Source organism: Streptomyces sp. NPDC056600, assembly GCF_042792855.1.
Classification (GTDB): domain Bacteria; phylum Actinomycetota; class Actinomycetes; order Streptomycetales; family Streptomycetaceae; genus Streptomyces.
The window spans coordinates 64,346-87,274 of sequence record NZ_JBHTVQ010000022.1; the positions used below are offsets into that span (position 1 = coordinate 64,346).

Annotated in this window: 29 protein-coding genes; 2 read left to right on the forward strand and 27 right to left on the reverse strand. The window is 69.6% G+C overall.

Translation table 11 applies throughout. The features are described from left to right. Positions 1 to 135: 135 nt before the first annotated feature. Positions 136 to 648 (reverse strand): 30S ribosomal protein S9, encoded by a 513-nt coding sequence (rpsI, locus tag ACFRAV_RS13965; RefSeq protein WP_351110667.1) that lies wholly within the window; start codon positions 646 to 648, stop codon positions 136 to 138. Positions 649 to 690: 42 nt separating this feature from the next. Then, entirely contained in the window at positions 691 to 1,134 is a 444-nt protein-coding gene (gene rplM / locus ACFRAV_RS13970) for a 50S ribosomal protein L13 (protein ID WP_108954789.1), read from the reverse strand. Between the two features lie 449 nt (positions 1,135 to 1,583). On the opposite strand from rplM, the gene ACFRAV_RS13975 reads away from it, so the two are divergent. Next, positions 1,584 to 2,474 carry a hypothetical protein gene (locus ACFRAV_RS13975; protein WP_382554937.1) on the forward strand — a complete coding sequence of 297 codons (891 nt, stop codon included), beginning with the start codon at positions 1,584 to 1,586 and terminating at the stop codon, positions 2,472 to 2,474. 59 nt (positions 2,475 to 2,533) lie between these two features. Here the strand turns inward: ACFRAV_RS13975 and ACFRAV_RS13980 are convergent, their stop codons facing one another. From ACFRAV_RS13980 to ACFRAV_RS14000, 5 genes are all read right to left on the reverse strand, one after another. Beyond that, complete coding sequence (locus ACFRAV_RS13980) at positions 2,534 to 3,610, reverse strand: C40 family peptidase (RefSeq protein ID WP_382554940.1); 1,077 nt, start codon at positions 3,608 to 3,610, stop codon at positions 2,534 to 2,536. Between the two features lie 42 nt (positions 3,611 to 3,652). Next, on the reverse strand, positions 3,653 to 4,135 hold the full coding sequence (locus ACFRAV_RS13985) for a poly-gamma-glutamate biosynthesis protein PgsC/CapC (RefSeq protein ID WP_382554943.1): 483 nt from the start codon (positions 4,133 to 4,135) through the stop codon (positions 3,653 to 3,655). Between the two features lie 37 nt (positions 4,136 to 4,172). Then, the gene (pgsB, locus tag ACFRAV_RS13990) at positions 4,173 to 5,762 is read right to left on the reverse strand and encodes a poly-gamma-glutamate synthase PgsB (RefSeq protein WP_382554945.1); all 1,590 of its coding nucleotides are present in this window, start codon (positions 5,760 to 5,762) and stop codon (positions 4,173 to 4,175) included. A 6-nt stretch (positions 5,763 to 5,768) separates the two neighbouring features. Beyond that, on the reverse strand, positions 5,769 to 8,039 hold the full coding sequence (locus ACFRAV_RS13995) for a HAMP domain-containing protein (protein ID WP_382554947.1): 2,271 nt from the start codon (positions 8,037 to 8,039) through the stop codon (positions 5,769 to 5,771). Between the two features lie 284 nt (positions 8,040 to 8,323). Then, positions 8,324 to 9,493 (reverse strand): CapA family protein, encoded by a 1,170-nt coding sequence (locus tag ACFRAV_RS14000; protein WP_382554986.1) that lies wholly within the window; start codon positions 9,491 to 9,493, stop codon positions 8,324 to 8,326. Between the two features lie 116 nt (positions 9,494 to 9,609). On the opposite strand from ACFRAV_RS14000, the gene ACFRAV_RS14005 reads away from it, so the two are divergent. After that, entirely contained in the window at positions 9,610 to 10,575 is a 966-nt protein-coding gene (locus ACFRAV_RS14005; protein ID WP_382554949.1) for a hypothetical protein, read from the forward strand. Between the two features lie 42 nt (positions 10,576 to 10,617). Here ACFRAV_RS14005 and truA read toward each other — a convergent pair whose 3' ends face one another. From truA to rplN, 20 genes are all read right to left on the reverse strand, one after another. Beyond that, positions 10,618 to 11,496, reverse strand: a complete 879-nt coding sequence (truA, locus tag ACFRAV_RS14010) for a tRNA pseudouridine(38-40) synthase TruA (protein ID WP_382554951.1) — start codon at positions 11,494 to 11,496, stop codon at positions 10,618 to 10,620. Between the two features lie 102 nt (positions 11,497 to 11,598). Continuing rightward, positions 11,599 to 12,102: a 50S ribosomal protein L17 gene (rplQ, locus tag ACFRAV_RS14015; RefSeq protein ID WP_382554954.1), complete on the reverse strand. Its 504-nt coding sequence runs from the start codon at positions 12,100 to 12,102 to the stop codon at positions 11,599 to 11,601. Positions 12,103 to 12,225: 123 nt separating this feature from the next. After that, entirely contained in the window at positions 12,226 to 13,248 is a 1,023-nt protein-coding gene (locus ACFRAV_RS14020; protein ID WP_108954799.1) for a DNA-directed RNA polymerase subunit alpha, read from the reverse strand. Between the two features lie 181 nt (positions 13,249 to 13,429). After that, complete coding sequence (rpsK, locus tag ACFRAV_RS14025; RefSeq protein WP_003956432.1) at positions 13,430 to 13,834, reverse strand: 30S ribosomal protein S11; 405 nt, start codon at positions 13,832 to 13,834, stop codon at positions 13,430 to 13,432. Between the two features lie 65 nt (positions 13,835 to 13,899). Further along, positions 13,900 to 14,280: a 30S ribosomal protein S13 gene (rpsM, locus tag ACFRAV_RS14030; RefSeq protein WP_351110686.1), complete on the reverse strand. Its 381-nt coding sequence runs from the start codon at positions 14,278 to 14,280 to the stop codon at positions 13,900 to 13,902. Between the two features lie 205 nt (positions 14,281 to 14,485). Further along, a complete protein-coding gene (rpmJ, locus tag ACFRAV_RS14035; RefSeq protein WP_003998809.1) occupies positions 14,486 to 14,599 on the reverse strand; it encodes a 50S ribosomal protein L36 in 114 nt (37 codons plus the stop codon). A gap of 75 nt (positions 14,600 to 14,674) precedes the next feature. Continuing rightward, positions 14,675 to 14,896 (reverse strand): translation initiation factor IF-1, encoded by a 222-nt coding sequence (infA, locus tag ACFRAV_RS14040; protein ID WP_004927214.1) that lies wholly within the window; start codon positions 14,894 to 14,896, stop codon positions 14,675 to 14,677. Between the two features lie 370 nt (positions 14,897 to 15,266). After that, positions 15,267 to 16,106, reverse strand: coding sequence for a type I methionyl aminopeptidase (map, locus tag ACFRAV_RS14045; protein ID WP_351110688.1), 840 nt, complete (start codon positions 16,104 to 16,106; stop codon positions 15,267 to 15,269). A 245-nt stretch (positions 16,107 to 16,351) separates the two neighbouring features. Further along, positions 16,352 to 17,005 carry an adenylate kinase gene (locus ACFRAV_RS14050; RefSeq protein WP_351110690.1) on the reverse strand — a complete coding sequence of 218 codons (654 nt, stop codon included), beginning with the start codon at positions 17,003 to 17,005 and terminating at the stop codon, positions 16,352 to 16,354. Beyond that, positions 17,005 to 18,321, reverse strand: coding sequence for a preprotein translocase subunit SecY (gene secY / locus ACFRAV_RS14055; RefSeq protein WP_351110692.1), 1,317 nt, complete (start codon positions 18,319 to 18,321; stop codon positions 17,005 to 17,007). Before secY ends, ACFRAV_RS14050 begins: the two co-directional genes overlap by 1 nt. 281 nt (positions 18,322 to 18,602) lie before the next feature. Further along, positions 18,603 to 19,058 carry a 50S ribosomal protein L15 gene (gene rplO / locus ACFRAV_RS14060; RefSeq protein WP_108954804.1) on the reverse strand — a complete coding sequence of 152 codons (456 nt, stop codon included), beginning with the start codon at positions 19,056 to 19,058 and terminating at the stop codon, positions 18,603 to 18,605. A gap of 2 nt (positions 19,059 to 19,060) precedes the next feature. Next, the gene (rpmD, locus tag ACFRAV_RS14065) at positions 19,061 to 19,243 is read right to left on the reverse strand and encodes a 50S ribosomal protein L30 (RefSeq protein ID WP_003974250.1); all 183 of its coding nucleotides are present in this window, start codon (positions 19,241 to 19,243) and stop codon (positions 19,061 to 19,063) included. After that, positions 19,243 to 19,851, reverse strand: a complete 609-nt coding sequence (rpsE, locus tag ACFRAV_RS14070; RefSeq protein WP_108954805.1) for a 30S ribosomal protein S5 — start codon at positions 19,849 to 19,851, stop codon at positions 19,243 to 19,245. Before rpsE ends, rpmD begins: the two co-directional genes overlap by 1 nt. A gap of 46 nt (positions 19,852 to 19,897) precedes the next feature. Beyond that, a complete protein-coding gene (rplR, locus tag ACFRAV_RS14075; protein ID WP_108954806.1) occupies positions 19,898 to 20,281 on the reverse strand; it encodes a 50S ribosomal protein L18 in 384 nt (127 codons plus the stop codon). Between the two features lie 3 nt (positions 20,282 to 20,284). Continuing rightward, a complete protein-coding gene (rplF, locus tag ACFRAV_RS14080; RefSeq protein WP_108954807.1) occupies positions 20,285 to 20,824 on the reverse strand; it encodes a 50S ribosomal protein L6 in 540 nt (179 codons plus the stop codon). Positions 20,825 to 20,846: 22 nt separating this feature from the next. Then, positions 20,847 to 21,245: a 30S ribosomal protein S8 gene (gene rpsH / locus ACFRAV_RS14085; protein WP_180220786.1), complete on the reverse strand. Its 399-nt coding sequence runs from the start codon at positions 21,243 to 21,245 to the stop codon at positions 20,847 to 20,849. 238 nt (positions 21,246 to 21,483) lie between these two features. Next, complete coding sequence (locus ACFRAV_RS14090) at positions 21,484 to 21,669, reverse strand: type Z 30S ribosomal protein S14 (RefSeq protein ID WP_003956452.1); 186 nt, start codon at positions 21,667 to 21,669, stop codon at positions 21,484 to 21,486. Between the two features lie 5 nt (positions 21,670 to 21,674). Next, complete coding sequence (rplE, locus tag ACFRAV_RS14095) at positions 21,675 to 22,232, reverse strand: 50S ribosomal protein L5 (protein ID WP_108954808.1); 558 nt, start codon at positions 22,230 to 22,232, stop codon at positions 21,675 to 21,677. Further along, positions 22,229 to 22,540, reverse strand: a complete 312-nt coding sequence (gene rplX, locus ACFRAV_RS14100; RefSeq protein ID WP_351110696.1) for a 50S ribosomal protein L24 — start codon at positions 22,538 to 22,540, stop codon at positions 22,229 to 22,231. The genes rplE and rplX overlap by 4 nt, the downstream gene beginning before the upstream one ends. A gap of 2 nt (positions 22,541 to 22,542) precedes the next feature. Next, complete coding sequence (rplN, locus tag ACFRAV_RS14105) at positions 22,543 to 22,911, reverse strand: 50S ribosomal protein L14 (protein ID WP_003956455.1); 369 nt, start codon at positions 22,909 to 22,911, stop codon at positions 22,543 to 22,545. Positions 22,912 to 22,929 lie beyond the last annotated feature (18 nt).

The following is a 22,929-nucleotide window of genomic DNA, read 5'->3' on the forward strand; positions in this document are numbered from 1 at the left end:
TACGAGCGTTACAGCACATTGTTCCCTTATATGACTGGAGCTGCCGATAAACGAACGCCCCGGCGGCACAAAGTGAGTGCCGCCGGGGCGTTCGGACGTACCGCGGGCCTGCCGTAGGTACGGGCAGCGCCGGATTTAGCGCTTGCTGTACTGCGGCGCCTTACGGGCCTTCTTCAGACCGGCCTTCTTGCGCTCGACGGCACGCGCGTCGCGGCTCAGGAAGCCCGCCTTCTTCAGCGCACCGCGGTTGTTGTCGACGTCCGCCTCGTTCAGCGCACGGGCGACACCCAGACGGAGCGCACCGGCCTGACCGGAGACGCCGCCACCCGCGATGCGGGCGATGACGTCGTAACGGCCCTCGAGCTCGAGCACCTTGAAGGGCTCGTTGACTTCCTGCTGGTGCACCTTGTTCGGGAAGTAGTCCTCGAGGGTGCGACCGTTGATCTTCCACTTGCCGGTGCCCGGGACGATCCGGACGCGGGCGATGGCGTTCTTGCGACGGCCCAGGCCGGCGGCCGGCTGGGGCTCGCCGAAGCGGGAGGCCATGGACTCCGAGGTGTACTCACCCTCGACGGGGGCCTCGGACTCGGTGGTGTAGCTGTCGATGTCAAGCTCTTCGAGCGGCTGCTCGGCAGTGGTCTCGGCCACGATTCTCCTCAGATTCTCTTCAGGCTTAGGGGGTGGCCGTACTTACTGCGCGACCTGGGTGATCTCGAACGGAACCGGCTGCTGGGCAGCGTGCGGGTGGTTCTCGCCCGAGTAGACCTTCAGCTTGGAGAGCATCTGACGGCCCAGGGTGTTCTTGGGAAGCATGCCCTTGACGGCCTTCTCGATGGCCTTCTCCGGGTTCTTCGCGAGCAGCTCGTCGTAACGAACCGAACGCAGACCGCCCGGGTAGCCGGAGTGGCGGTACGCCATCTTCTGGGTCTTCTTGTTGCCGGACAGGTGCACCTTGTCCGCGTTGATGATGATGACGAAGTCACCGGTGTCAACGTGGGGGGCGTAGATCGGCTTGTGCTTGCCCCGCAGGATGGAGGCGGCGGTGGACGCCAGACGGCCGAGGACGACGTCCTGGGCGTCAATGACGTGCCACTGGCGGGTGATATCGCCGGGCTTGGGGCTGAACGTACGCACGGTTCGTAGCCTTCGCTATCTTCAGTGAATGGTCCTAGACAAGGTCACCGAAGCGATCACGACAGCCCTGACCGCACTGCGGTGACGCATACCGCGTGCAGGTCGCTGGTCATCGGCCCGGTCGACCGGTGTAAGGGCCCGTCCCGTGAGAATGAGCAAGCCAATACACAACGAACATGCAGGTTACCCCCCGCCCCGCCCACGGGTCAAAACGCCCGCCCTGCACGGCCCCGCGGAGGGCACGTAAGGGCCTGTCCGGCGGATCATGCCGTGTACCGCGACGCCGCAGGGCTTGAGCCAGGGCGGGTGCGGGGTCCGGTGCGTGCAGCTGCAAGGCGGAGGAGGGAAGCGACGCGGAGCGTCGTTGACCGACGACAACGCCGCAGATGCGCGTGCCGGGCCCCGCACCCCACGGCATGGTCCGCCGGACAGGGCCTAGGATGCGCGGCATGAGTAATGGGCAGGGGGGGCCTGGGCCACAGCAGTGGGACCCTTGGACGCCTCAATCGCAGCAGCCGAACGCCGTCGCTCCGCAGCCCTGGTCGCAGGGCGGCTCCGGCGGCTCGCAGGGACCCGACTGGGAGGCCCTGGCCGAGGCCTCGGCCGCGAAGAGCAGGCGCCGCCGCATCCTCGCGGCCGCCGTCGCCGCGGTGGTCGTCGCGGGCGGCGCCGTCACGGCCGTCCTCCTGACGCGCGGAGGGGACTCCCCCACGCCGAACGGCGGCTCCGGCGCGTCGGCCTCCACCGGCACCCCGTCGTTCGACCCGACCAGCGCGCCTCCGCCGCTGGACCCGGAGGAGATCCTGGCCGACTCCCGCAAGGACACCGCCCCGATCGAAGCCGACGGGCTGTTCCCCGGCAAGGCCGGCCAGAAGCTGCCGCTCGGCAAGGCCGAGTACGTGAAGGGCCCCTCCGCGGAGACCGCCGACTGCGCGTCCGCCGCCCAGCACACCCTGCCGAAGGTGCTGAACGACAACGGCTGCACGAAGCTGCTGCGCGCCACCTACACCCGTGACGGCGTGGCCGTCACCGTCGGCGTCGCCGTCTTCGACACCGCCGAGGACGCCACGGCCGCCCGCGGCCAGGCGGACCGCAGCGCCATCATCGAGCCGCTGGACGGCAAGGGCGTGAAGCCGTTCTGCGACGGCGCGGTCTGCCGCACGACGATCAACTCCTACGGCCGGTACGCCTACTTCACCATCACCGGCTTCACCAACGGCAAGAACGTCACCCCGGAGGCCAGGAAGGCGTTCGACGCGGGCGACCACCTCGCCCACTACGCCTTCCAGCGGATCCACGCCCGCGGCGAGGCCCAGGCCACCGCGGCCCCCGCCTCCTGAACCCGGGGACCCGCGGCCCGCCCACCGGGGGCCCGGCAGGCCGCGGGGCCCACCGCGGGTCAGAGGCGCTTGGCGCTGCGCAGGGTCTTGGCGTAGTAGCCGTTGCCGTCCAGGCGGGAGACGCCGCCGACGTCGCCGATCGTCGGCCCGTTGACCTCCTCGCGGCTGGACACGAAGATCAGGTGCCCCTCGGTGTCGTAGCCGAGCACCATGCCGACGTGGTCGAGCCGCTCCCCCGTGCGCTGGTCGAGCTTGAAGAAGACCAGGTCGCCGGGCTGGAGCTGGTCGATGCCGGCGGGCCGGTGGTCGGCCGTGACACCGGCCAGCGGCAGCACATCGACGCCCTCGTCGGAGCGGGCCATCCCGTTGGCGGTGCGCGGCAGCCCGTCGCCGACGCCGTCCGCCGAGCGCAGCGGGTACCGGGCGCGATAGCCGAGGACCATCCGCATGAAGCCCGAGCAGTCCAGCGCCCGCAGCCGCATCGTCTCCGGCACGCCCGCACCGCCGTCCCGGAAGGTGTACGGGATGCCGAGGTAGTCGTAGAAGTCGGACTGCTCCAGGCGGAGGTCGCCGCCCTCCGCGCCGGTGGTGTTCAGCGGCCCGAAGTCCGCGTCACCGGCGTAGACGAGGCCCTGCGCGTCCTTCTTCTTCGGCGCCCCCGCCACGTACTGGAAGGCGTAGGCGAACAGGTCGTCCTTCTCGCTGCCCTCCCACTCGGTGTACCACTCCTTGAACCACGCCTTCTTCTCCGCGCCCTTCTTCCAGGGCTCGGGCATCAGCCGCACCCAGTCGGTGGTGGAGACCTTGGCGCTGGTGGACGACGGCTCGGCGAAGGTGCGGGCGGGGCCGGTGAGCGTGGCGGTGCGCGCGCCGTCGGTGAGGACGGCCTCCACCTTGCCGTCGGCGCCGTGCAGCACCGACCGGGCCGGGTTCTCCAGCCGCGACCAGCGCTCCTGCCCCTTGTCGCCGGGACCGGAGGACTCGCCGCCGCCGTCCAGCACGCCCACGTTGACGATCTCGGTGACCGCCCGGTCGTCCTTCTTGCGCAGTTCCACGGTGAGATAGCCGGAGGTCAGCACCAGCGCCGACACCACCAGCGCGGAGACGACGGGGCGCGACTTCTTCCTGGCTGCCATCGTTCGTTCCTTCCTGAGACGGGTTGTCGGTGACGGGCCGGGTCAGACGGCCGGCATGACGCCCAGCAGCAGTCCCGCGGCGACGGCGATGTACGCCATCAGCGAGACGGCGCCGGTGGCCAGCAGGGTGGCCCCCTTGGGCTGGCGGACGAGCTGGTAGGCGACCAGGCCGGGCACGATGAAGCCGAGCGTCTGGTTGCCGTACATCAGCGGGAACTCGAGCGAGAGGACGATCATCACGGTGCCCTGGAGCAGCACGCCGAGGAGCACGACGGCCGCGAACAGCCGCTTGCCGTAGAGGATCACCAGCCGCTGCATCACCTTGGTGCCGGCGTAGGTGAGCGCGGTGACGCCGACCACCATCGCGGCGCGCTGGAGGTCCTCGATCAGGGTGAGGGCGATCCAGCCGGGCGTGATCATGCCGCCGGGCGAGAGGTTGGTGGTCAGGTAGCACAACAGGGAGAAGAAGAGGCCGATGGCGATGCCGAGGGCGGCCATCTCCGGGGTGAGGGTCGCGGTGGTCACGGGAGGTCTCCGGGAAGCGGGGGCTGAGGGCGGGCGGTCAGGAGCGGGGCGACCGGTCGGGCCACGGGTCCGGCCAGTCGTCGGGCCCGGGTCCGGCCGGCGGGACCGGCGGCGCCGGCGGCCGGACCACCGGGATCTCCTGGGTGCGCGACGCCTGGTAGCGCTCCTCCACGGCCTGCGGGTAGGCGGCGTACGGGTCGAGGTGCTCGGCCTGCGCTCCGGCGTAGCCGCCCGTCGTGTAACCGCCGGTGTAACCGGGGTCGGCGAAGGCGCCCGCCGCGGCGCCGTCCCCGGCGCGTCCGCCCGCCGCGTCGCCCGCGTGACCGCCCGGCACGAAGCCGTCACCGGCCCCGTAGCCGTCCCCCGTGAAGCCGCCGGCGACCGGTCCGCCGGGGACGGCGCCGCCGGCCGGACCCCCCTCGGCCACGGCTGAGGCGGCCGGGGAGTCGTCGGACGGCAGCTCGGCGAGGTACTCGAGCAGTTCCTCGCCCTGGCCGTGGATGTTGCCGATGGAGACCAGCGAGGAGTCGGCCGGCAGCCGCTCCAGCAACAACGGCATGAACTCCTCGCCCGGACGGCGGTCGCCGCCCAGGTCCACCGCCCGGTCCCGCCACTCGGCGGGGATCGCGTCGATGGCGCTCTTCGAGGGGTGCCCGATGACGAACACGTTCTCCGGTGCCAGGTCGGGGATGATCTCGCCCATCTGCCCGTTGCGCTCCACCCGGTCCGGGCGACAGTTGATCACCACGTTCAGCGGACGGTGGATGGCGCCGAGGTCGAGGAGCTGGTTGATGTTCATCAGCGTCGACTCGGGGTCGTTGGCCGCGAAGACGTTGCCGAAGGCGAGGCGCTTGCCCTCCGGCGTGACGTAGCGCTCCACGGAGAGCACGCCCGGGTCCGGCGGCGCGTCGTACATGCCCTGCAGAGCCACCTGCCGCTCCACGCCGAGGAGCTCCGCGACGACCAGCGCGATCGCCACGTTCTCCTTGAAGGTGAACCAGCTGAAGCCGCGCAGTTCCTCGTCGGTGACGGTCTCCGGGTCCGCGTAGACCAGCTCGCAGTTCCTGGCGTCGGCCTCCTCCTGGAGGATGTCGAACCGGTCCCGCTCGGCGGTCACGCAGATGCCGTTCTCCGGCATCGACCGGCACAGCGAGCGGGCCACGTCGTCCAGGGTGGGGCCCATCTCCGCGAGGTGGTCCTCACGCACGTTGCACAGCACGCCGATGGTGGAGCGGATCAGCTTGCTCTGGTTGACCTCCTGCAGCGCGGGCATGACCGCCATGCACTCGATGACCAGGGCGTCCGGCCGGTAGGCGGCGGCCCGCCGCACGATGCCGATCTGTTCCACCACGTTGGCGATGCCGAACTTCCGGTAGACCGGCTCCTCGGTGGCGTCCGGGTGGATGAAGCGGGCGGCCGTGCCGGTGGTCTTGGCGACGGTCACCAGGTCGCCGCCGCGCAGCGCGCCCGCGCACAGGCGGGTGATCGACGACTTGCCGCGGATGCCGTTGACCAGCACCCGGGCCTGGATGCTGTGCAGGGCGGCGTAGTGCCGGCGCTGCTCCACGACACCCGCGACGAACAGCACGACGCAGCCCGCGAGCAGCACGAAGTACAGGTAGAGCACCGCTGATCACATTCCTCGGGTACGGGGCCGGGAGGCGGAGACGGCCCCGGCCGTCTGGCGCAGCGCCTCGTTGCGGCGGAGGACCTGGAGCTGCTGGCGGAGCAGCTCCAGGCTGCGCACCACCGCTCCGACCTCGTCGTGGTAGCGCGGGTAGAGGACGGCCTTGTGGTCGCCGTCCGCGAGCCGCTCGGCGGCGGCCGCGAGGTCGCGCAGCGGCCGGGCCACCACCAGGTGGGTCCAGCCCAGGCAGACCACGATCGCGGCGAGGCCGAGGATCCCGGCCAGCACGCTGCGGTCCTCGAGCTGGGACGGCGCGGTCTGGAGCTTGTCGGCGTCCTGCCAGCTCACCACGGTCCACCCGATGTCGGAGGCGACGCCGCCGCCGGAGAAGGGGGCCGCGGCGGCGACGGTGACCGAACCGCCCTCGCGCAGCAGCAGGCCGTTCTCCACCGGTCCGGCGCCGACCCGGAGGTTCCCGGCCCGCACGAGGTCGGTGAGGGACTCGTCGGGGAGTCGCTCGAAGGCGAGGAAGCCCTTGTTGGAGGCGAGGGTCCGGCCCTCGGGGTCGACGACACGGACGGTGCCCAGACCCGGCCGGTTCAGCAGCGAACCCAGGAACTGGACGCGCACCTCACCGACCAGGGTGAGACCGTCGTGCTCGGGCACGGCGGAGCCGGCCTGGACGACGGGCACGGAGCCGCCGTCGCCGGTGACCCGGATCGGCGGCAGCTTCCCGCCGTCCTTCCAGGCCGCGGAGGGTTCGTCGCCCGCGTGGGCGAGGACCTTGCCCGCGGCGTCGGTGACGTAGAGGGAGTCGTAGCGGCCGTGGTCGCGCAGGGCGTCCTCGAGCAGCGCGTCGAGCGCGGCCGGGGAGACGTCCTCGCGGCCGCCGATCAGGCGGGCGGTGGAGACCACGTCGGCGTGCGCCTCGTTGAGCGCGCGGCGCACCCGGTCGGAGAGCAGGTCGGTGCGGTCGCGCTGGTCGTTGACGAGTGAGGCGGGCACGCTGACCGAGTCGTCGGTGCGGTTGAGCAGCAGGCCGACCGGGAGGCACCACAGGAGCAGCAGCACGGCGGTCGCGGCCAGCGGGACCCGCACGCCGATCCTGGCGGTGCGGGAGACGGCGGCGGCCTCGGCGGTGGGCGCGCCGCCGAGCTGGACGCGGACGCGTTCGAGCGCCGCGCCGACCCGGGCCGCCTCGCCCCACCGGGGCACGGTGACGGGCCGGGCGAGGTCGCCGCGGGCGAGCCGGCGGGACTCCAGGAACAGCCTGATCAGCGGGCGCTGGATGGTGCTCCAGAGCACGGCCACCGCGAACACGCCGAGCAGCACCAGCGCGCCGGCCGCGAGCAGACCGTAGAAGGCACGGTCGCCGCCGACGGCGGGTTCCTCCACCACCGGCAGCATGGCGACGACGCTCAGTCCGAGGCCCGCGCCGACGCTCTTCTTCTGGTCCGGGTCGGAGGAGGCGAGGGAGGCGTAGCCGGCGGTGGTGACGCGGCCGTTGTAGTCGTCCCCGAGCAGGGTGCCGCTGACGCCGGTGTAGCCACGGGAGCCGGGCTCCTTGGAGCTGACCGGGCTTCCGGCCGTCTCGGTCGCGGCGCGGGCGGCCATCTCGGAGAGCTGCTTCTGCTGGAAGGCGAGCTCCTCGCGCTCCTGGTCGGAGTTGAGGGACTCGGGGCGCTCGAAGCCCGCGGTGGAGAGGATCTCGCCCTCCGCGGTGATCACCGCCATGGTGCGGAACGGGCCGAGGTTCACGGACGGCACGGCGACGCTGTTGGAGGCGACGAGGAGACGCTGCGTGCCGCCCTCGCCCTTCAGGGCGGCCATGGTCATCAGCCGGACGTCGCCGCTCTCCAGGCGCACCATGCGGGGCGCGAGGGCGTGCTCGCCGGTGAGGACTTCCTTGTCCAGCCACCCGAGAGGAATCGTTTCCCCTCGCGCGGCCAGCACCTTTCCGTCCGACAGGCCGACGACCGCGGTGCCCGTCCACTTCTGGTAGGTGGTCCCCAGGTCGGACAGGACCCGCTCCGGCGCCACCGGTTCGCCCGCGTCCAGCGCGGCCGTGACGCGCCGCAGGTCGGTGACGCGCTCGTCGATCGAGGAGCGCAGGGAGATCGCGCCGTCCTCCGCGAAGTGCTGCTGCGAGGAGAGCACGCCCTTGGAGACGGAGGGCTCGGCGGCGCGGCCGAGCACACCGGCGGTGATGCCGGCCACCGCGAGCACCAGCACGAACAGCATCGCGATCGGCGGCCGGACGCCTCCGAGCAGCGGCATGTCCTGCCGCCTGCGGCTTCTGTGTCGGGGCGCACCGCCTCGGGCGGCCTCGTCGGCCGTTCTCACTGGCATTCCGTCTCCAGGTTCCACGGATGAAGCAGCACCTGGTCGAAGAACGTCGGGGACAACGTCATGAACGCATGAAGCGTCCTGGTACCGCACATGTCAGGACCCGTCGGACGGGTCCGGGGTTGTACGCGAATCTCCGGACATGGTGTGGTTCGCGTCACAAGGTCGCGCACGGAGGTCGCGTGCGAGGGCCGCGCGGGAGCGCGTCGCGGGAACTACCCGCGCCGCTCCTCGGGCGTCAGCGGCCTCAGTCCGTCACCACCGGGCGCGCCGCGGTTGAACACGAAGCCGCGCGTGCGCTCGGCCGCCAGCCGGTAGCGGGCCAGCCGCTCCTCGGACAGTCCGGGCTCCGGGTCCTCCAGCGCGGCGAGCACGTCCACCATCCGGTGGTCGGTGACTGCCCCCTCGGGGGCCTTCTCACCGTCCTCCAGCTCCGGGGGGATCTCCACCAGCGTGGGCGCGTACCGGGCCCGCACGTCCCAGCCGTCGGCGGTCTCCCGGAACTCGAACCAGCCGATGACGCCTTCCTCGGTCAGGCCGGTAGGCGAGGAGTGCCGGGCGAGCTGGTTGCCCACCGAGTAGGCCACCCAGGTGCCGTCGACCTTCTGGATCGGCTGGACGACGTGCGCGTGGTGGCCGATGACCAGGTCCACGCCGGTCTCCGCGGTGATCCGCTCGGCCAGTTCGAGCTGCGGCAGGCTCGGCTCGTTGTAGTGCTCCAGGCCCCAGTGGACGCTGAGGATGACGACTTCGGCGCCCTCCTCGCGGGCCTGCTCCTCGGCGCGCCTGATCTCGTCGCTGCTGACCCGGTTGAACGCCCAGGACCGCTTCTCGGGGGTCGGGTTCAGGAAGGACTCCCAGGAGTAGGCCAGGTGCGCGACCTTGACCCCCTTGACGTCCATGATGTTGATCCGCCGGGACTCCTTCTCGGTCCGGGCGGAGCCCGTGTGACCGAGACCGACCTCGTCCATCGCGTCCAGGGTGCGCCGCACACCGGACATGCCGTGGTCGAAGGTGTGGTTGGAGGCGGTGGAGCAGGTGTCGTACCCGACATCCTTGAGCGTGCGCAGGACCTGCGGGGGCACCAGGAACTCCGGATAGCCTTCGAAGGGACCCTTGGGGCCCGCCACGGGGGTCTCCATGTGGCAGATGGCCAGGTCGGCGGCGCTGACGACCGGCTCGACGCCGGCCAGCATCGGACCGAAGTCCAGCCCGGCCTTCCCCTCACCGGTCGCCTCGGCGTCCTTGGCCGCCTGGTCGATCAGTTCGGGGTGGATCAGGATGTCGCCGGCGGCCGCCACGGTGAAGGACCGGCCGCCCGCCTTGGGCTCCGAGGAGGCGTCGGCCGTCCCGCAGGCGCCGGCCAGGGCCGCCACCGTGGTCAGCGCCAGGACAGCGCGGATCACCCGGCCTGCGCCGCCGACTCGGAGAGGATGAGGAAATGCCACCGTTTCATGCTCACATGGCACCTACACCATTCCTGCAAAAAGCGATCACAAGCTTGTCACTTTTTCGCGGGCGCCTCAGGTGGGGACGACGCTCCGGTCTGGCCCTGCCGCTCCTGCTCCTCGCGCTTCCGGCACTGACGGTGGCCTGCCGCGCCGAGCCCGCCCCCGACGCCTCCGGGGGCCTCCCCTTCGTCCAGCGCGAGGTGGACCTGCGGGACCACGTCCTGTCCTGGACGGACGGGTTCGACCCGGACGGCGACTACTCCCCACCGGACGCCGCCGCCCGCGACCGGTTGGCCCGCGGCGTCGACCTGGTCCTCGACGGCAGACCGGGTGAGGCGGCCGGACCGCTCGGCGACGCCGGCTTCCGGGTCACCCGGCTGACCGACTCCGCCACCGGTCACAAGTACGACGAGATCGCCGCGGCCGGCCGCGGCGACGCCCAGCACTGGGGCCGCCTCTACCTGCACGCGGGCGCCACCCCGCGCTGGAGCGTCCAGGTGCCGCACCCGGTGGCCGACCGCGACACCGAACGCCTCGGCGTCCGCCTGCTGGAGTCCGGACGGGCCGGCGCGCTGGTGGTGGCCGGATCCCACCGCCAGGCAGGAAGCGACGGCGCCGCGGACGTCGCCCACCGGGAGGACAGCGTCTTCCACACGATCGTGCTCCAGCTCCAGGAGCGCGGCGTCCCCGGCCTCCAGCTCCACGGCTTCGCCTCCGGCGGCGAGGGACGCCCCTACGACGCCGTCCTGTCCACCGGCCGCGGACAGCGGGCACTGCCCGAGCTGACCGCCCTGGCCGACCGGCTCGGCGCCGAGGGCGTACGGGTCTGCCGGGGCTGGGCGGCGCGCTGCCCCCTGGAGGGCACCGGCAACGTCCAGGGCCGGGCGGCGCAGCGGCAGCACGTCGCCTTCGTCCACCTGGAACTCGACCGTGAACTGCGCCGGCCCGGGGGCCGGCACGCCGACGAGGTCCGCCATGCCCTCGGTGAGCTGCTCAGCGGCTGGGCCGGCGCGTGAGCCGCGTCCCGGCCGCGGCCGGGACGCGGCTCAGGGCCCGGCTCAGTCGCAGGTGACGCAGCCCTCGACCGCCGCGGCGCCCGGCAGCGTGCGCCGGTTGCGGGCGGCGAGGTTGCGCGCGGCGAGCTGGTCGTCGGCCGGGTAGCCGACCTCCTCCAGCGTCAGCCCGTGCGGCCGCACCACGTGCACCGCCGAGTCCCGCACCCCCGCGGCCAGCACCTTTCCGGGCCACTCCACCGGCCGGTGCCCGTCGCCGACGAACAGCAGCGCGCCGATCAGCGAGCGCACCATGTTGTGGCAGAACGCGTCCGCCCGCACCGTCGCGGTGACGATCCCGTCGTCCCCGCGCACCAGACTCAGCTCCTGAAGGGTGCGGATGGTGGTCGCGCCCTCCCTCTTCTTGCAGTACGCGGCGAAGTCGTGCTCGCCCAGCAGCGCCTTGGCGGCCTCGTTCATCGCGGCGACGTCCAGCGGCCAGTCGTGCCACAGCACGTGGCCCCGCAGCAGCGGGTCGACGCCGCCGGTGGCGTCGGTGACGCGGTAGGCGTAGCGGCGCCAGATCGCCGAGAACCGCGCGTTGAAGCCGGCGGGCGCCTCGACGGCCGACCAGATCCGCACGTCGCGCGAGAGCCGCCCGGCGAGCCGCTTCAGCAGCTTCTCCCGGTGCTCGGCCCACAGCGCCTCGGGCAGGTCCACGTGCGCGACCTGGCCCCGGGCGTGCACCCCGGCGTCGGTGCGGCCTGCCACGGTCAGCTCGTACGTGGTGTCCCGCGACCGGGTCACCGTGCGCAGCGCGTCCTCGATCTCGCCCTGCACGGTCCGCTTCCCGCCGGCCTGCTTGGCCCAGCCGTGGAAGCCGGAGCCGTCGTAGGACAGGTCAAGGCGCACCCGGACGAACCCGGGCTGTACTTCGTCGCTCACCCTTCGATCCTCTCAGGTACCGGCATGCGAAAGCGGGCCCACCCCGGAAGGGCGGGCCCGCTCTCAGAAGGCGTCAGCCTCGGAACTCCTCAGGCGCGGGCCTCAGGCGTCCTTGGCCTCCTCGGCCGGAGCCTCGGCAGCCTCGTTCGTCTCGGTGGCCTCGGCCTGCTTGGCGTCCTTCTCGGAGGACTCCTTGACCGCACGCTTGGTAGCGGCCTCGGCCTCACCGGTGGCCTGCTGGGCCACGGTCAGGGCCTCGACCAGCTCGATGACGGCCATGGGCGCGTTGTCGCCACGGCGGTTACCGATCTTGGTGATGCGCGTGTAACCACCGGGGCGGTTCTCGTAGCGCGGGCCGATCTCGGTGAAGAGCGTGTGGACGATGCTCTTGTCCGTGATCACCGAGAGCACCTGGCGGCGGTTGTGAAGGTCGCCCTTCTTCGCCTTGGTGATCAGACGCTCGGCGTACGGGCGCAGACGGCGCGCCTTCGTCTCCGTGGTGGTGATGCGGCCGTGCTCGAAGAGGCTCTTCGCGAGGTTCGCGAGGAGCAGCTTCTCGTGCGCGGCGCTGCCGCCCAGACGGGCACCCTTGGCGGGCTTCGGCATTTCTTCTCCTAGGTGTCTGCTCCGGCCGTATCAGGTACCGGAGTCAGTATCCGAGCGGGCGGTCGCCCGTCGGAGACCCGCGCCCCCGAGGGGGCGCGGGAAGTGCGGCTGCCGGGACCGGGCTCAGTACTGCTCGGTCTCGACGAACCCGGCGTCCGAGTCGTCGTCGGCGCCGAAGGCGTCGGCGGCGGCGGTCGGGTCGAATCCGGGCGGGCTGTCCTTGAGCGCCAGGCCCATGCCGGCCAGCTTCGCCTTGACCTCGTCGATGGACTTCGCACCGAAGTTGCGGATGTCCAGCAGGTCGGCCTCGGAGCGGGCGACGAGCTCACCCACCGAGTGGATGCCCTCGCGCTTGAGGCAGTTGTACGACCGAACGGTGAGCTCGAGCTCCTCGATCGGCAGCGCCAGGTCGGCGGCCAGGGCGGCGTCCGTCGGCGACGGGCCCATGTCGATGCCCTCGGCGTCGACGTTGAGCTCGCGGGCCAGACCGAACAGCTCGACCAGGGTCTTGCCGGCCGAGGCCATGGCGTCACGCGGACGCATGGCCTGCTTGGTCTCGACGTCGACGATCAGCTTGTCGAAGTCGGTGCGCTGCTCGACTCGGGTCGCCTCGACCTTGTAGGTGACCTTGAGGACCGGCGAGTAGATCGAGTCGACCGGGATGCGGCCGATCTCCTGGCCGGCCTGCTTGTTCTGGACGGCGGAGACGTAGCCGCGACCGCGCTCGACGGTCAGCTCCATCTCCAGCTTGCCCTTGCCGTTCAGCGAGGCCAGAACCAGGTCGGGGTTGTGCACCTCGACACCGGCCGGGGGCGCGATGTCGGCGGCGGTGACCAGACCCGGGCCCTGCTTGCGCAGGTACATCACGACCGGCTCGTCGTGCTCCGAGGAGACGACCAGCTGCTTGATGTTGAGGATCAGGTCGGTGACGTCCTCCTTGACGCCCGGCACGGTGGTGAACTCGTGCAGCACGCCGTCGACGCGGATGGACGTGACCGCCGCACCCGGGATCGAGGAGAGGAGGGTACGGCGCAGGGAGTTGCCGAGGGTGTAACCGAAGCCCGGCTCCAGCGGCTCGATCACGAACCGGGAGCGGAATTCGTCGACGACCTCTTCGGTCAACGAGGGACGCTGAGCGATCAGCATTCTTGGATCAGATCCTTCTTTCGTGGACGCCCGCTATTTGACGTCCGACGGAACCGCGCCCCACGAGAGGCACGGGTACTGCAAGGATACGGGCGGTACGCCCCTTTCGGGGGCGTACCGCCCAGCACCTCAAGCCCTCACGGGCCACCGCGATCCACGGCCGGGCGCACCCGGCCCCGGATCAGACGCGGCGGCGCTTCGGCGGACGGCAGCCGTTGTGCGGGGTGGGGGTGACGTCCTGGATCGAACCCACCTCGAGGCCGGTGGCCTGGAGGGAGCGGATCGCGGTCTCACGGCCGGAGCCGGGACCCTTGACGAAGACGTCGACCTTGCGCATGCCGTGCTCCTGCGCGCGACGCGCGGCCGACTCGGCGGCCATCTGCGCGGCGAACGGGGTGGACTTGCGCGAGCCCTTGAAGCCGACGTGGCCGGCGGAGGCCCAGGAGATCACGTTGCCGGACGGGTCCGTGATCGAGACGATCGTGTTGTTGAACGTGCTCTTGATGTGCGCGTGGCCGTGAGCGACGTTCTTCTTTTCCTTGCGGCGCACCTTCTTGGCAGCGCCCTGACGTCCCTTGGGGGGCATGTCTTATCTCCTACGGGAGGTGGTCGGTCCTACAGCGAAGACCGTGGACAGTCGTCCGCTGCGGACTACTTCTTGCCCGGCTTCTTCTTGCCGGCGATGGCGCGACGCGGGCCCTTGCGGGTACGAGCGTTCGTGCTGGTGCGCTGACCGCGGACCGGCAGGCCACGACGGTGACGAAGACCCTGGTACGAGCCGATCTCGACCTTGCGGCGGATGTCGGCCTGGATCTCGCGACGGAGGTCACCCTCGGTCTTGATGTTGGCGTCGACGTACTCACGGATCGCGACGAGCTGCTCCTCGGAGAGGTCGCGAACCCGCACGTTGGGGTCGATGCCCGTGGCAGCCAGAGTCTGCTGGGAGAGGGTCCGGCCGATGCCGAACACGTAGGTCAGGGCGACCTCCACGCGCTTTTCGCGCGGGATGTCGACACCGGAAACGCGTGCCATTCAATGGCTCCAGTTGGTTGTCGGAGGTCTGCGGCAGAACCGGATCCCGCCCGCCGTCCCCCGCTGTTGCGCGGGGTCGGTACGGAACGGGTCCCCGGCCTCCGACCGGGGGTGTCGGAACCGTGCGAACGGCTCCGGGTCCTGCTTATGACATTTTGCTCGCGTCGCGCGAAGACTCTGCGGAAGCAGAGGGGAGGTCAGTGCGTCAGCCCTGGCGCTGCTTGTGGCGCGGGTTCTCGCAGATGACCATGACCCGACCGTGACGGCGGATCACCCTGCACTTGTCGCAGATCTTCTTGACGCTCGGCTTGACCTTCATGGGATGAGGTTCTCCGGGTCAGTGCCACCACCCGCGGACCGCCCAAGCCGGACGGCGCACGGAGTGCAGGCAGATCTACTTGTACCGGTAGACGATCCGGCCACGCGTCAGGTCGTACGGAGACAGCTCCACCACGACCCGGTCGTCAGGGAGGATGCGGATGTAGTGCATGCGCATCTTGCCGCTGATGTGAGCCAGGACCTGGTGGCCGTTCTGGAGCTCGACCCTGAACATGGCGTTCGGCAGAGACTCGACGACAGTGCCCTCGATCTCGATGGCACCTTGCTTCTTGGCCACGCTTCGCCCTTCGAATCGACTACCTTGATCGACTCTGTGCGAACCGCATACAGACATGCGGGTGCACGGGAGCCGACGAGTCAGTCTACGTCAGGGCATCCCGAAATACGAATCGGGGAAGAATGCCCCATCCGCGTGATCCTTATGCCCGATCGGCCGGACGAAACGCATCGCACGCCCTCGGCGCGCTCTCCGCACACGCCCGAAAGCCCCGGGAAGCCCCGGGAAGCCCCGGGAAGCCCCGGGCAGCGCCTGAGGAGCGCCGGGACAGCGCCGCACCCCCGCCCGGGCGGCCTTGCGGCGCCGCGGGACAGGGGTGGCGGTCGGAACGGGTGACGGGTGACGGGTGGGGCCGCCGGGCGTGCCGCCGTCAGGAGGCCAGCGGATCCGGGGCCGCCGTGATGCCGAGCTCGGCCAGCTTGGCGCGGCCGGCGTCGGGGGCGGTGAGGACCAGCGGGCCCTGCTCGGTGAGCGCCACCGAGTGCTCCCAGTGCGAGGACCAGGTGCCGTCCGTGGTGATCACGGTCCAGTCGTCGGCCAGCACCTTGGTCTTCGGCGTGCCCAGCGAGACCATCGGCTCGATGGCCAGGCAGAAGCCGGTGACCAGCTTGGGACCCTTGCCGCGGCGCCGCTCGACGTAGTTCAGCAGATGCGGGTCCATGTGCATCTCGGTGCCGATGCCGTGGCCGCCGTAGTCCTCGACGATGCCGTACTTGCCGCCGCCCGGCTTGGGCTGGCGGCGGATGTAGGTCTCGACGGCGCGGGAGATGTCGACCAGCCGGTTGCCCTGCTTCATCGCGGCGATGCCCGCCCACATCGACTCCTCGGTCACCCGGGAGAGCTCGTGCAGCTCGGGGAGGTGCCCGGAGCCCACGAAGCAGGTGTACGCGGCGTCCGCGTGCCAGCCGTCGATGATCGCGCCGGCGTCGATGGAGATGACGTCGCCGTCCTTGAGGACCACCTCGTCGGACGGGATTCCGTGGACGACGACCTCGTTGACCGAGGTGCAGATCGTCGCGGGGAAGCCGCCGTAGCCGAGGAAGTTGGACTTGGCGCCGTGCTCGGCGAGGACCTTGCGGGCCACCTCGTCCAGGTCCCGCGTGGTGGAGCCGGGGACCGCGGCCTCCCGGGTGGCCGCGTGCACGGCGGCGACGACAAGCCCCGCCTCGCGCATCTTGGCGATCTGCTCCGGGGTCTTGATCTGCACCATGAGCGCTACGGGCCTTTCTCCGCCGGGACCGACGTTTTTCCGTCCTGTACGTACACCACCAACGATACGTGTTCCCCACACCGGCCGTGACAGCCCGGTCCCGCGCGCGCACGGAGCGCACCGGGCGGACCACCCGGCGGACCACCCGGCGGGAGCCCACGCCGCCCGGCGCGGCCCCGCACGACACAGGACCGCGGCCCCCCCGGGAGGGGAGCCGCGGTCCTGTGCGGAGATACGGGGTGTGGCTACTCGCCGGCCTTCAGCGCGGACATCGCCCGCGCCGTGACCTCGTCCACCTTGCCGAGCGCCTCGATCGTCACGACCAGGTCCTGCGCCCGGTAGTAGTCGATGATCGGCTCGGTCTGGGTGTGGTAGACCTCCAGGCGCTTGCGCACCGTGTCCTCGGTGTCGTCGTCCCGCTGGTACAGCTCGCCGCCGCAGACGTCGCAGACGCCCTCGGCCTTCGGCGGGTTGTAGGTGGCGTGGAAGACGTGCGCCGAGTCCTTGCGGCAGATGCGCCGGCCGGCGATCCGCTTCACGATCTCGTCCTCGGGAACCTCGAGGTCCAGCACCGCGTCCAGCTTCATACCGCTCTCGGAGAGCATCCCGTCCAGCGCCTCGGCCTGCGAGACGTTGCGCGGGAAGCCGTCGAGGAGGAAGCCGTGCGCGGCGTCCGCCTGCTCCATGCGGTCCTTGGCCATCGCGATGGTGACCTCGTCCGGTACCAGCTCGCCCTTGTCCATGTACGACTTCGCCAGCTTGCCCAGCTCCGTCTGCTGGCCGATGTTGGCCCGGAACAGGTCGCCCGTGGAGATGTGCGGGATGGAGAGGTTCTTGGCCAGGAACGCGGCCTGCGTTCCCTTGCCAGCACCAGGCGGCCCGACGAGGACGATTCGCATCAGCGGAGGAACCCTTCGTAATTGCGCTGCTGGAGCTGGCTCTCGATCTGCTTCACCGTCTCGAGGCCCACACCCACGATGATCAGGATGCTGGTGCCACCGAACGGGAAGTTCTGGTTTGCCCCGAAACCAACCAACGCCATCGTCGGCACGAGAGCGATCAGACCCAGGTACAGCGAACCCGGCCAGGTGATCCGGTTGAGCACGTAGCTCAAGTACTCAGCGGTCGGTCGGCCAGCCCGGATGCCCGGGATGAACCCACCATACTTCTTCATGTTGTCGGCCACTTCTTCGGGGTTGAAGGTGATGGCCACGTAGAAGAACGCGAAGAAGACGATCAGCAGGAAGTACAGGGAGATGTAAATCGGGTCATTACCCGTCACCAGGTGAGCCTGGATCCAGCTCTTCCAGCCGGAGTTGCCGCTGGAGAACTGCGCCACCAGCGCCGGGATGTAGAGCAGCGACGAGGCGAAGATGACCGGGATCACACCGGCCTGGTTCACCTTGAGCGGGATGTACGTCGAGGTCCCGCCGTAGGAACGACGGCCGATCATGCGCTTCGCGTACTGGACGGGGATCCGGCGCTGCGCCTGCTCGACGAAGACCACCAGGCCGACCATGACGAAGCCGACCAGCAGCACGGTGCCGAACTCGATCCAGCCGTCGGCCAGCGAGCCCTGCTCCTTGATGGCCCAGAGGGCCGCGGGGAAGGTGGCGGCGATCGAGATGAACATCAGGATCGACATGCCGTTGCCGATGCCGCGGTCGGTGACGAGCTCGCCGAGCCACATGACGACGGCGGTGCCGGCGGTCATGGTGAGGACCATGATGACGGTGGTGAAGATCGAGCGGTCCGGGACGATCTGGCCGGAGACGGAGCAGCCGCTGAAGAGCGCGCCGCTGCGGGCCGTCGCGACCAGGCCGGTGCCCTGCAGCACGGCCAGCGCGATCGTCAGGTAACGGGTGTACTGCGTGATCTTCGCCGTGCCGGACTGGCCCTCCTTCTTGAGGGCCTCGAGCCGCGGAATCACGACGGTCAGCAGCTGCAGAATGATGCTCGCCGTGATGTACGGCATGATGCCGAGCGCGAAGATCGTGATCTGCAGCAGCGCACCACCGCTGAACATGTTGACCAGACCGAAGAGCCCGGCCGACTTGCCGGCCGCCTGCTCCACACAGATCTGGACGTTCTGATAGTTCACGCCAGGAATCGGCACGTGCGTACCGACGCGGTAGACGACGATGATGCCGAGCGTGAAGAGCAGCTTCTTGCGCAGGTCGGGCGTCTTGAACGCCCGGGCGAACGCGGTGAGCACGGTGCCTCCTGCGACCCCCGCGCAACTGCGTCAAGGGTGACGGTCTTGAGGATCGACAAATACCAAACGATGTAACGGGTAGCCGCCGCTTCGAGTGCCCGGTGCGCCGTACGGGTGCACTGGTCGAAGGGTGGCAGTGGAGGTCACCTTACCGGCGACACCAACCCCTTAGGAACGACCAACCGGGGATACCCCATTTGTGGGGCATCCCCGGTCGGGAACGCTCTGGTCACATGGACATCAGCCGGACATCTTTACGACGTCGGCCCGTCCGGAACTCGTCAGACGAGCTCGGTGACCGTACCGCCGGCGGCGGTGATCTTCTCCTTGGCGGAGCCGGAGACGGCGTCGACCGTCACCTGCAGCGCCACGGAGATCTCGCCCTGGCCGAGGACCTTGACGAGCTGGTTCTTGCGGACGGCACCCTTGTCGACCAGGTCGGCAACGGTGACCTCCCCACCCTCGGGGTAGAGGGCGGCGAGCTTGTCCAGGTTCACGACCTGGAACTCGGTCTTGAAGGGGTTCTTGAAGCCCTTCAGCTTCGGGAGACGCATGTGGAGGGGCATCTGGCCACCCTCGAAGCGCTCCGGAACCTGGTAACGGGCCTTCGTGCCCTTGGTACCACGACCGGCCGTCTTACCCTTCGACGCCTCACCACGACCCACACGGGTCTTGGCGGTCTTGGCGCCCGGGGCGGGACGGAGGTTGTGGATCTTGAGCGGGTTCTGCTCCGCCATGATCAGTCGACCTCCTCGACCGTCACGAGGTGGCGGACGGTGTGCACCATGCCGCGGAACTCGGGGCGGTCCTCCTTGACGACCTGCGTGTTGATGCCCTTGAGACCAAGGGAACGCAGGGTGTCGCGGTGGTTCTGCTTGCTGCCGATGTACGACTTAACCTGAGTGATCTTGAGCTGTGCCATTACGCAGCACCAGCCCCGGCACGCGCACGCAGGAGAGCCGCGGGGGCGACGTCCTCGAGGGGCAGACCACGGCGGGCCGCGATCTCCTCGGGGCGCTGCAGACCCTTGAGGGCCTCCACGGTCGCGTGCACGATGTTGATCGCGTTGGACGAGCCGAGGGACTTCGACAGCACGTCGTGGATACCGGCGCACTCGAGCACGGCACGCACCGGACCACCGGCGATAACACCGGTACCCGGGGACGCGGGCTTGAGCAGCACGACGCCGGCAGCCTTCTCACCCGTGATCGGGTGCGGGATGGTGCCCTGGATACGGGGGACCTTGAAGAAGTGCTTCTTGGCCTCCTCAACGCCCTTGGCGATGGCGGCCGGCACCTCCTTGGCCTTGCCGTAACCGACGCCCACGGTGCCGTCACCGTCGCCCACCACGACCAGCGCGGTGAAGCTGAAGCGACGACCACCCTTCACAACCTTGGCGACACGGTTGATCGCGACAACGCGCTCAACGTAAGCGGTCTTCTCGGCGGCAGCTGCGCCGCCGTCACGGCCCTTCCGGTCCCGCCGCTCGCCGCCACCGGCACCGCTACCGCGGCGCTGGGGTCCAGCCATTGGAATTACCTCTCTCTGTTTCCGCTAGCTTCGCTACGGAACCGGCTCAGAACTTGAGACCGGCTTCGCGGGCGGCGTCCGCCAGGGCGGCGATGCGCCCCGCGTACCTGTTGCCACCACGGTCGAACACGACGGCCTCGACGCCCGCGGCCTTGGCGCGCTCGGCGACCAGGGCGCCGACCTGACCGGCCTGCGCGGACTTGTCGCCCTCGCCACCGCGGATCGAAGCGTCCAGGGTGGACGCCGACGCCAGGGTGTGACCCTTGATGTCGTCGATCACCTGGGCCACGATGTGGCGGTTCGAACGGGTCACGACGAGACGGGGTCGCTCGGCGTCACCGGAGATGTTCTTCCGGATCCGGATGTGCCGGCGCTTGATGGCGGCGCGCTTGTAGGCGTCGCCCTTCAGGATCTTCTGCCCGTATGCCATGGGTTACTTACCCGCCTTTCCGACCTTGCGGCGGATGACTTCGCCCTCGTACTTGACGCCCTTGGCCTTGTACGGGTCGGGCTTGCGCAGCTTGCGGATGTTCGCCGCGACCTCGCCGACCTTCTGCTTGTCGATGCCCTCGACCTGGAAGCGGGTGGGGGTCTCCACCTTGAAGGTGATGCCCTCGGGCGCCTCGACGGTGATCGGGTGCGAGTAGCCGAGCGCGAACTCGAGGTTCGAGCCCTTGGCCGCCACGCGGTAACCGACACCGCTGATCTCGAGCTTCTTCACGTAACCCTGGGTCACGCCGGTGATCATGTTCGCCACCAGCGTGCGGGACAGGCCGTGCAGGGCCTTGTTCTGACGCTCGTCGTTGGGGCGGGTCACCTGGAGGGTGCCGTCCTCGCCCGTGACGATCTCGATCGGCGCCACGACGGTGTGGGTCAGAGTGCCCTTGGGGCCCTTGACCGTGACCGTACGGCCGTCGATGGTGACGTCCACGCCGGCGGGAACCGCGATGGGGAGCTTGCCGATACGCGACATAGCTGTATCTCGTTCCCTTCCGTTACCAGACGTAGGCGAGGACTTCCCCACCCACGCCCTTCTTGCCGGCCTGCTTGTCGGTCAGGAGACCGTGCGACGTGGAGATGATCGCCACGCCGAGGCCGCCGAGGACCTTGGGCAGGTTGGTGGACTTCGCGTACACCCGGAGACCGGGCTTGGAGATCCGCTTGATGCCCGCGATGGAGCGCTCGCGGTTCGGGCCGAACTTCAGCTCGAGGACGAGGTTCTTGCCGACCTCGGCGTCCTCGGTCTTCCAGCCGGTGATGAAGCCCTCCTGCTGGAGGATCTCCGCGATGTGCGACTTGATCTTGGAGTGCGGCATCGACACCGTGTCGTGGTATGCCGAGTTCGCGTTACGCAGACGCGTGAGCATGTCTGCGATCGGATCAGTCATGGTCATGAATTGGCCTTAGGCCTCTCTCGCCGGGGTTTCCTGGTGCGCCATCCCTCTCCCCGATCCGAGACGGGACGGGTGCGGCGCGGTGGACCTACGGCGTAGTAAGCGTCATTGAGCGGGACCGTGCCCCGCGGACGGCCGGGCACGGCAAGCGCCCAACCACACCAGCCTAAGCCATGTGTGGCGGGTCGCCTGCCGGACCGGCCTGCTTACCGAGAGCCTGGGAACCCCAAAAGGGGGATTACCAGGAGCTCTTGGTCACGCCCGGCAGCTCGCCACGGTGAGCCATCTCACGGAGGCACACGCGGCAGAGGCCGAACTTGCGGTACACGGAGTGCGGACGGCCGCAGCGCTGGCAGCGGGTGTACGCGCGCACACCGAACTTGGGCTTGCGAGCAGCCTTCGCGATCAGAGCCTTCTTCGCCATCTCGCTCACGCCTCCTTGAACGGGAAGCCGAGGTGACGGAGGAGCGCACGGCCCTCAGCGTCGTTGGCAGCCGTGGTCACCACGGTGATGTCCATGCCTCGGGTGCGGTCGATCTTGTCCTGGTCGATCTCGTGGAACATGACCTGCTCCGTGAGACCGAAGGTGTAGTTGCCACGGCCGTCGAACTGCTTGGGGGACAGACCACGGAAGTCGCGGATGCGCGGGAGCGCGAGCGACAGGGTGCGGTCCAGGAACTCCCACATGCGGTCGCCACGGAGCGTGACGTGGGCACCGATCGGCTGACCCTCACGCAGCTTGAACTGCGCGATGGACTTGCGGGCCTTGGTGACGGCCGGCTTCTGACCGGTGATCGTGGTGAGGTCGCGAATGGCGCCGTCGATCAGCTTGGAGTCGCGGGCGGCGTCGCCCACACCCATGTTGACCACGATCTTGACGAGGCCGGGAACCTGCATGACGTTCTCGTACTTGAACTCGTCACGCAGCTTGCCCGCGATCTCCTCGCGGTACTTCGTCTTGAGACGCGGAGTGGTGGTAGCCATCAGATGTCCTCACCCGTCCGCTTGGCAACGCGGATCTTGTTGCCGTTCTCGTCGAAGCGGTAACCGACGCGGGTCACGACCTTCTGGCCGTCCTTCTCCACGACGAGCTGAACGTTGCTCACGTGGACGGGAGCCTCGACGGTCACGATGCCGCCGGCCTGGTTCGGGCCGGCCTTCGTGTGCTTCTTGACCCGGTTGACACCCTCGACCAGGACGCGGTTCTCGCGGGGGAAGGCCGTGACGACCTTGCCCTGCTTGCCCTTGTCCTTGCCGGTGATGACCTGGACCAGGTCGCCCTTCTTGATCTTCATGCTCACAGCACCTCCGGCGCGAGGGAGATGATCTTCATGAACTTCTTCTCGCGCAGCTCACGGCCGACCGGGCCGAAGATACGGGTGCCGCGAGGGTCGCCGTCGTTCTTCAGAATGACGGCGGCGTTCTCGTCGAAGCGGATGTACGAGCCGTCCTGGCGGCGGCGCTCCTTGACGGTGCGAACGATGACGGCCTTGACGACGTCACCCTTCTTCACGTTGCCACCGGGGATCGCGTCCTTGACGGTGGCGACGATGACGTCACCGATGCCCGCGTAGCGGCGACCGGAGCCACCGAGCACACGGATGCAAAGGATTTCCTTCGCACCAGTGTTGTCGGCGACACGCAGTCGCGACTCCTGCTGGATCACGTCTATCTCCTGATCGTC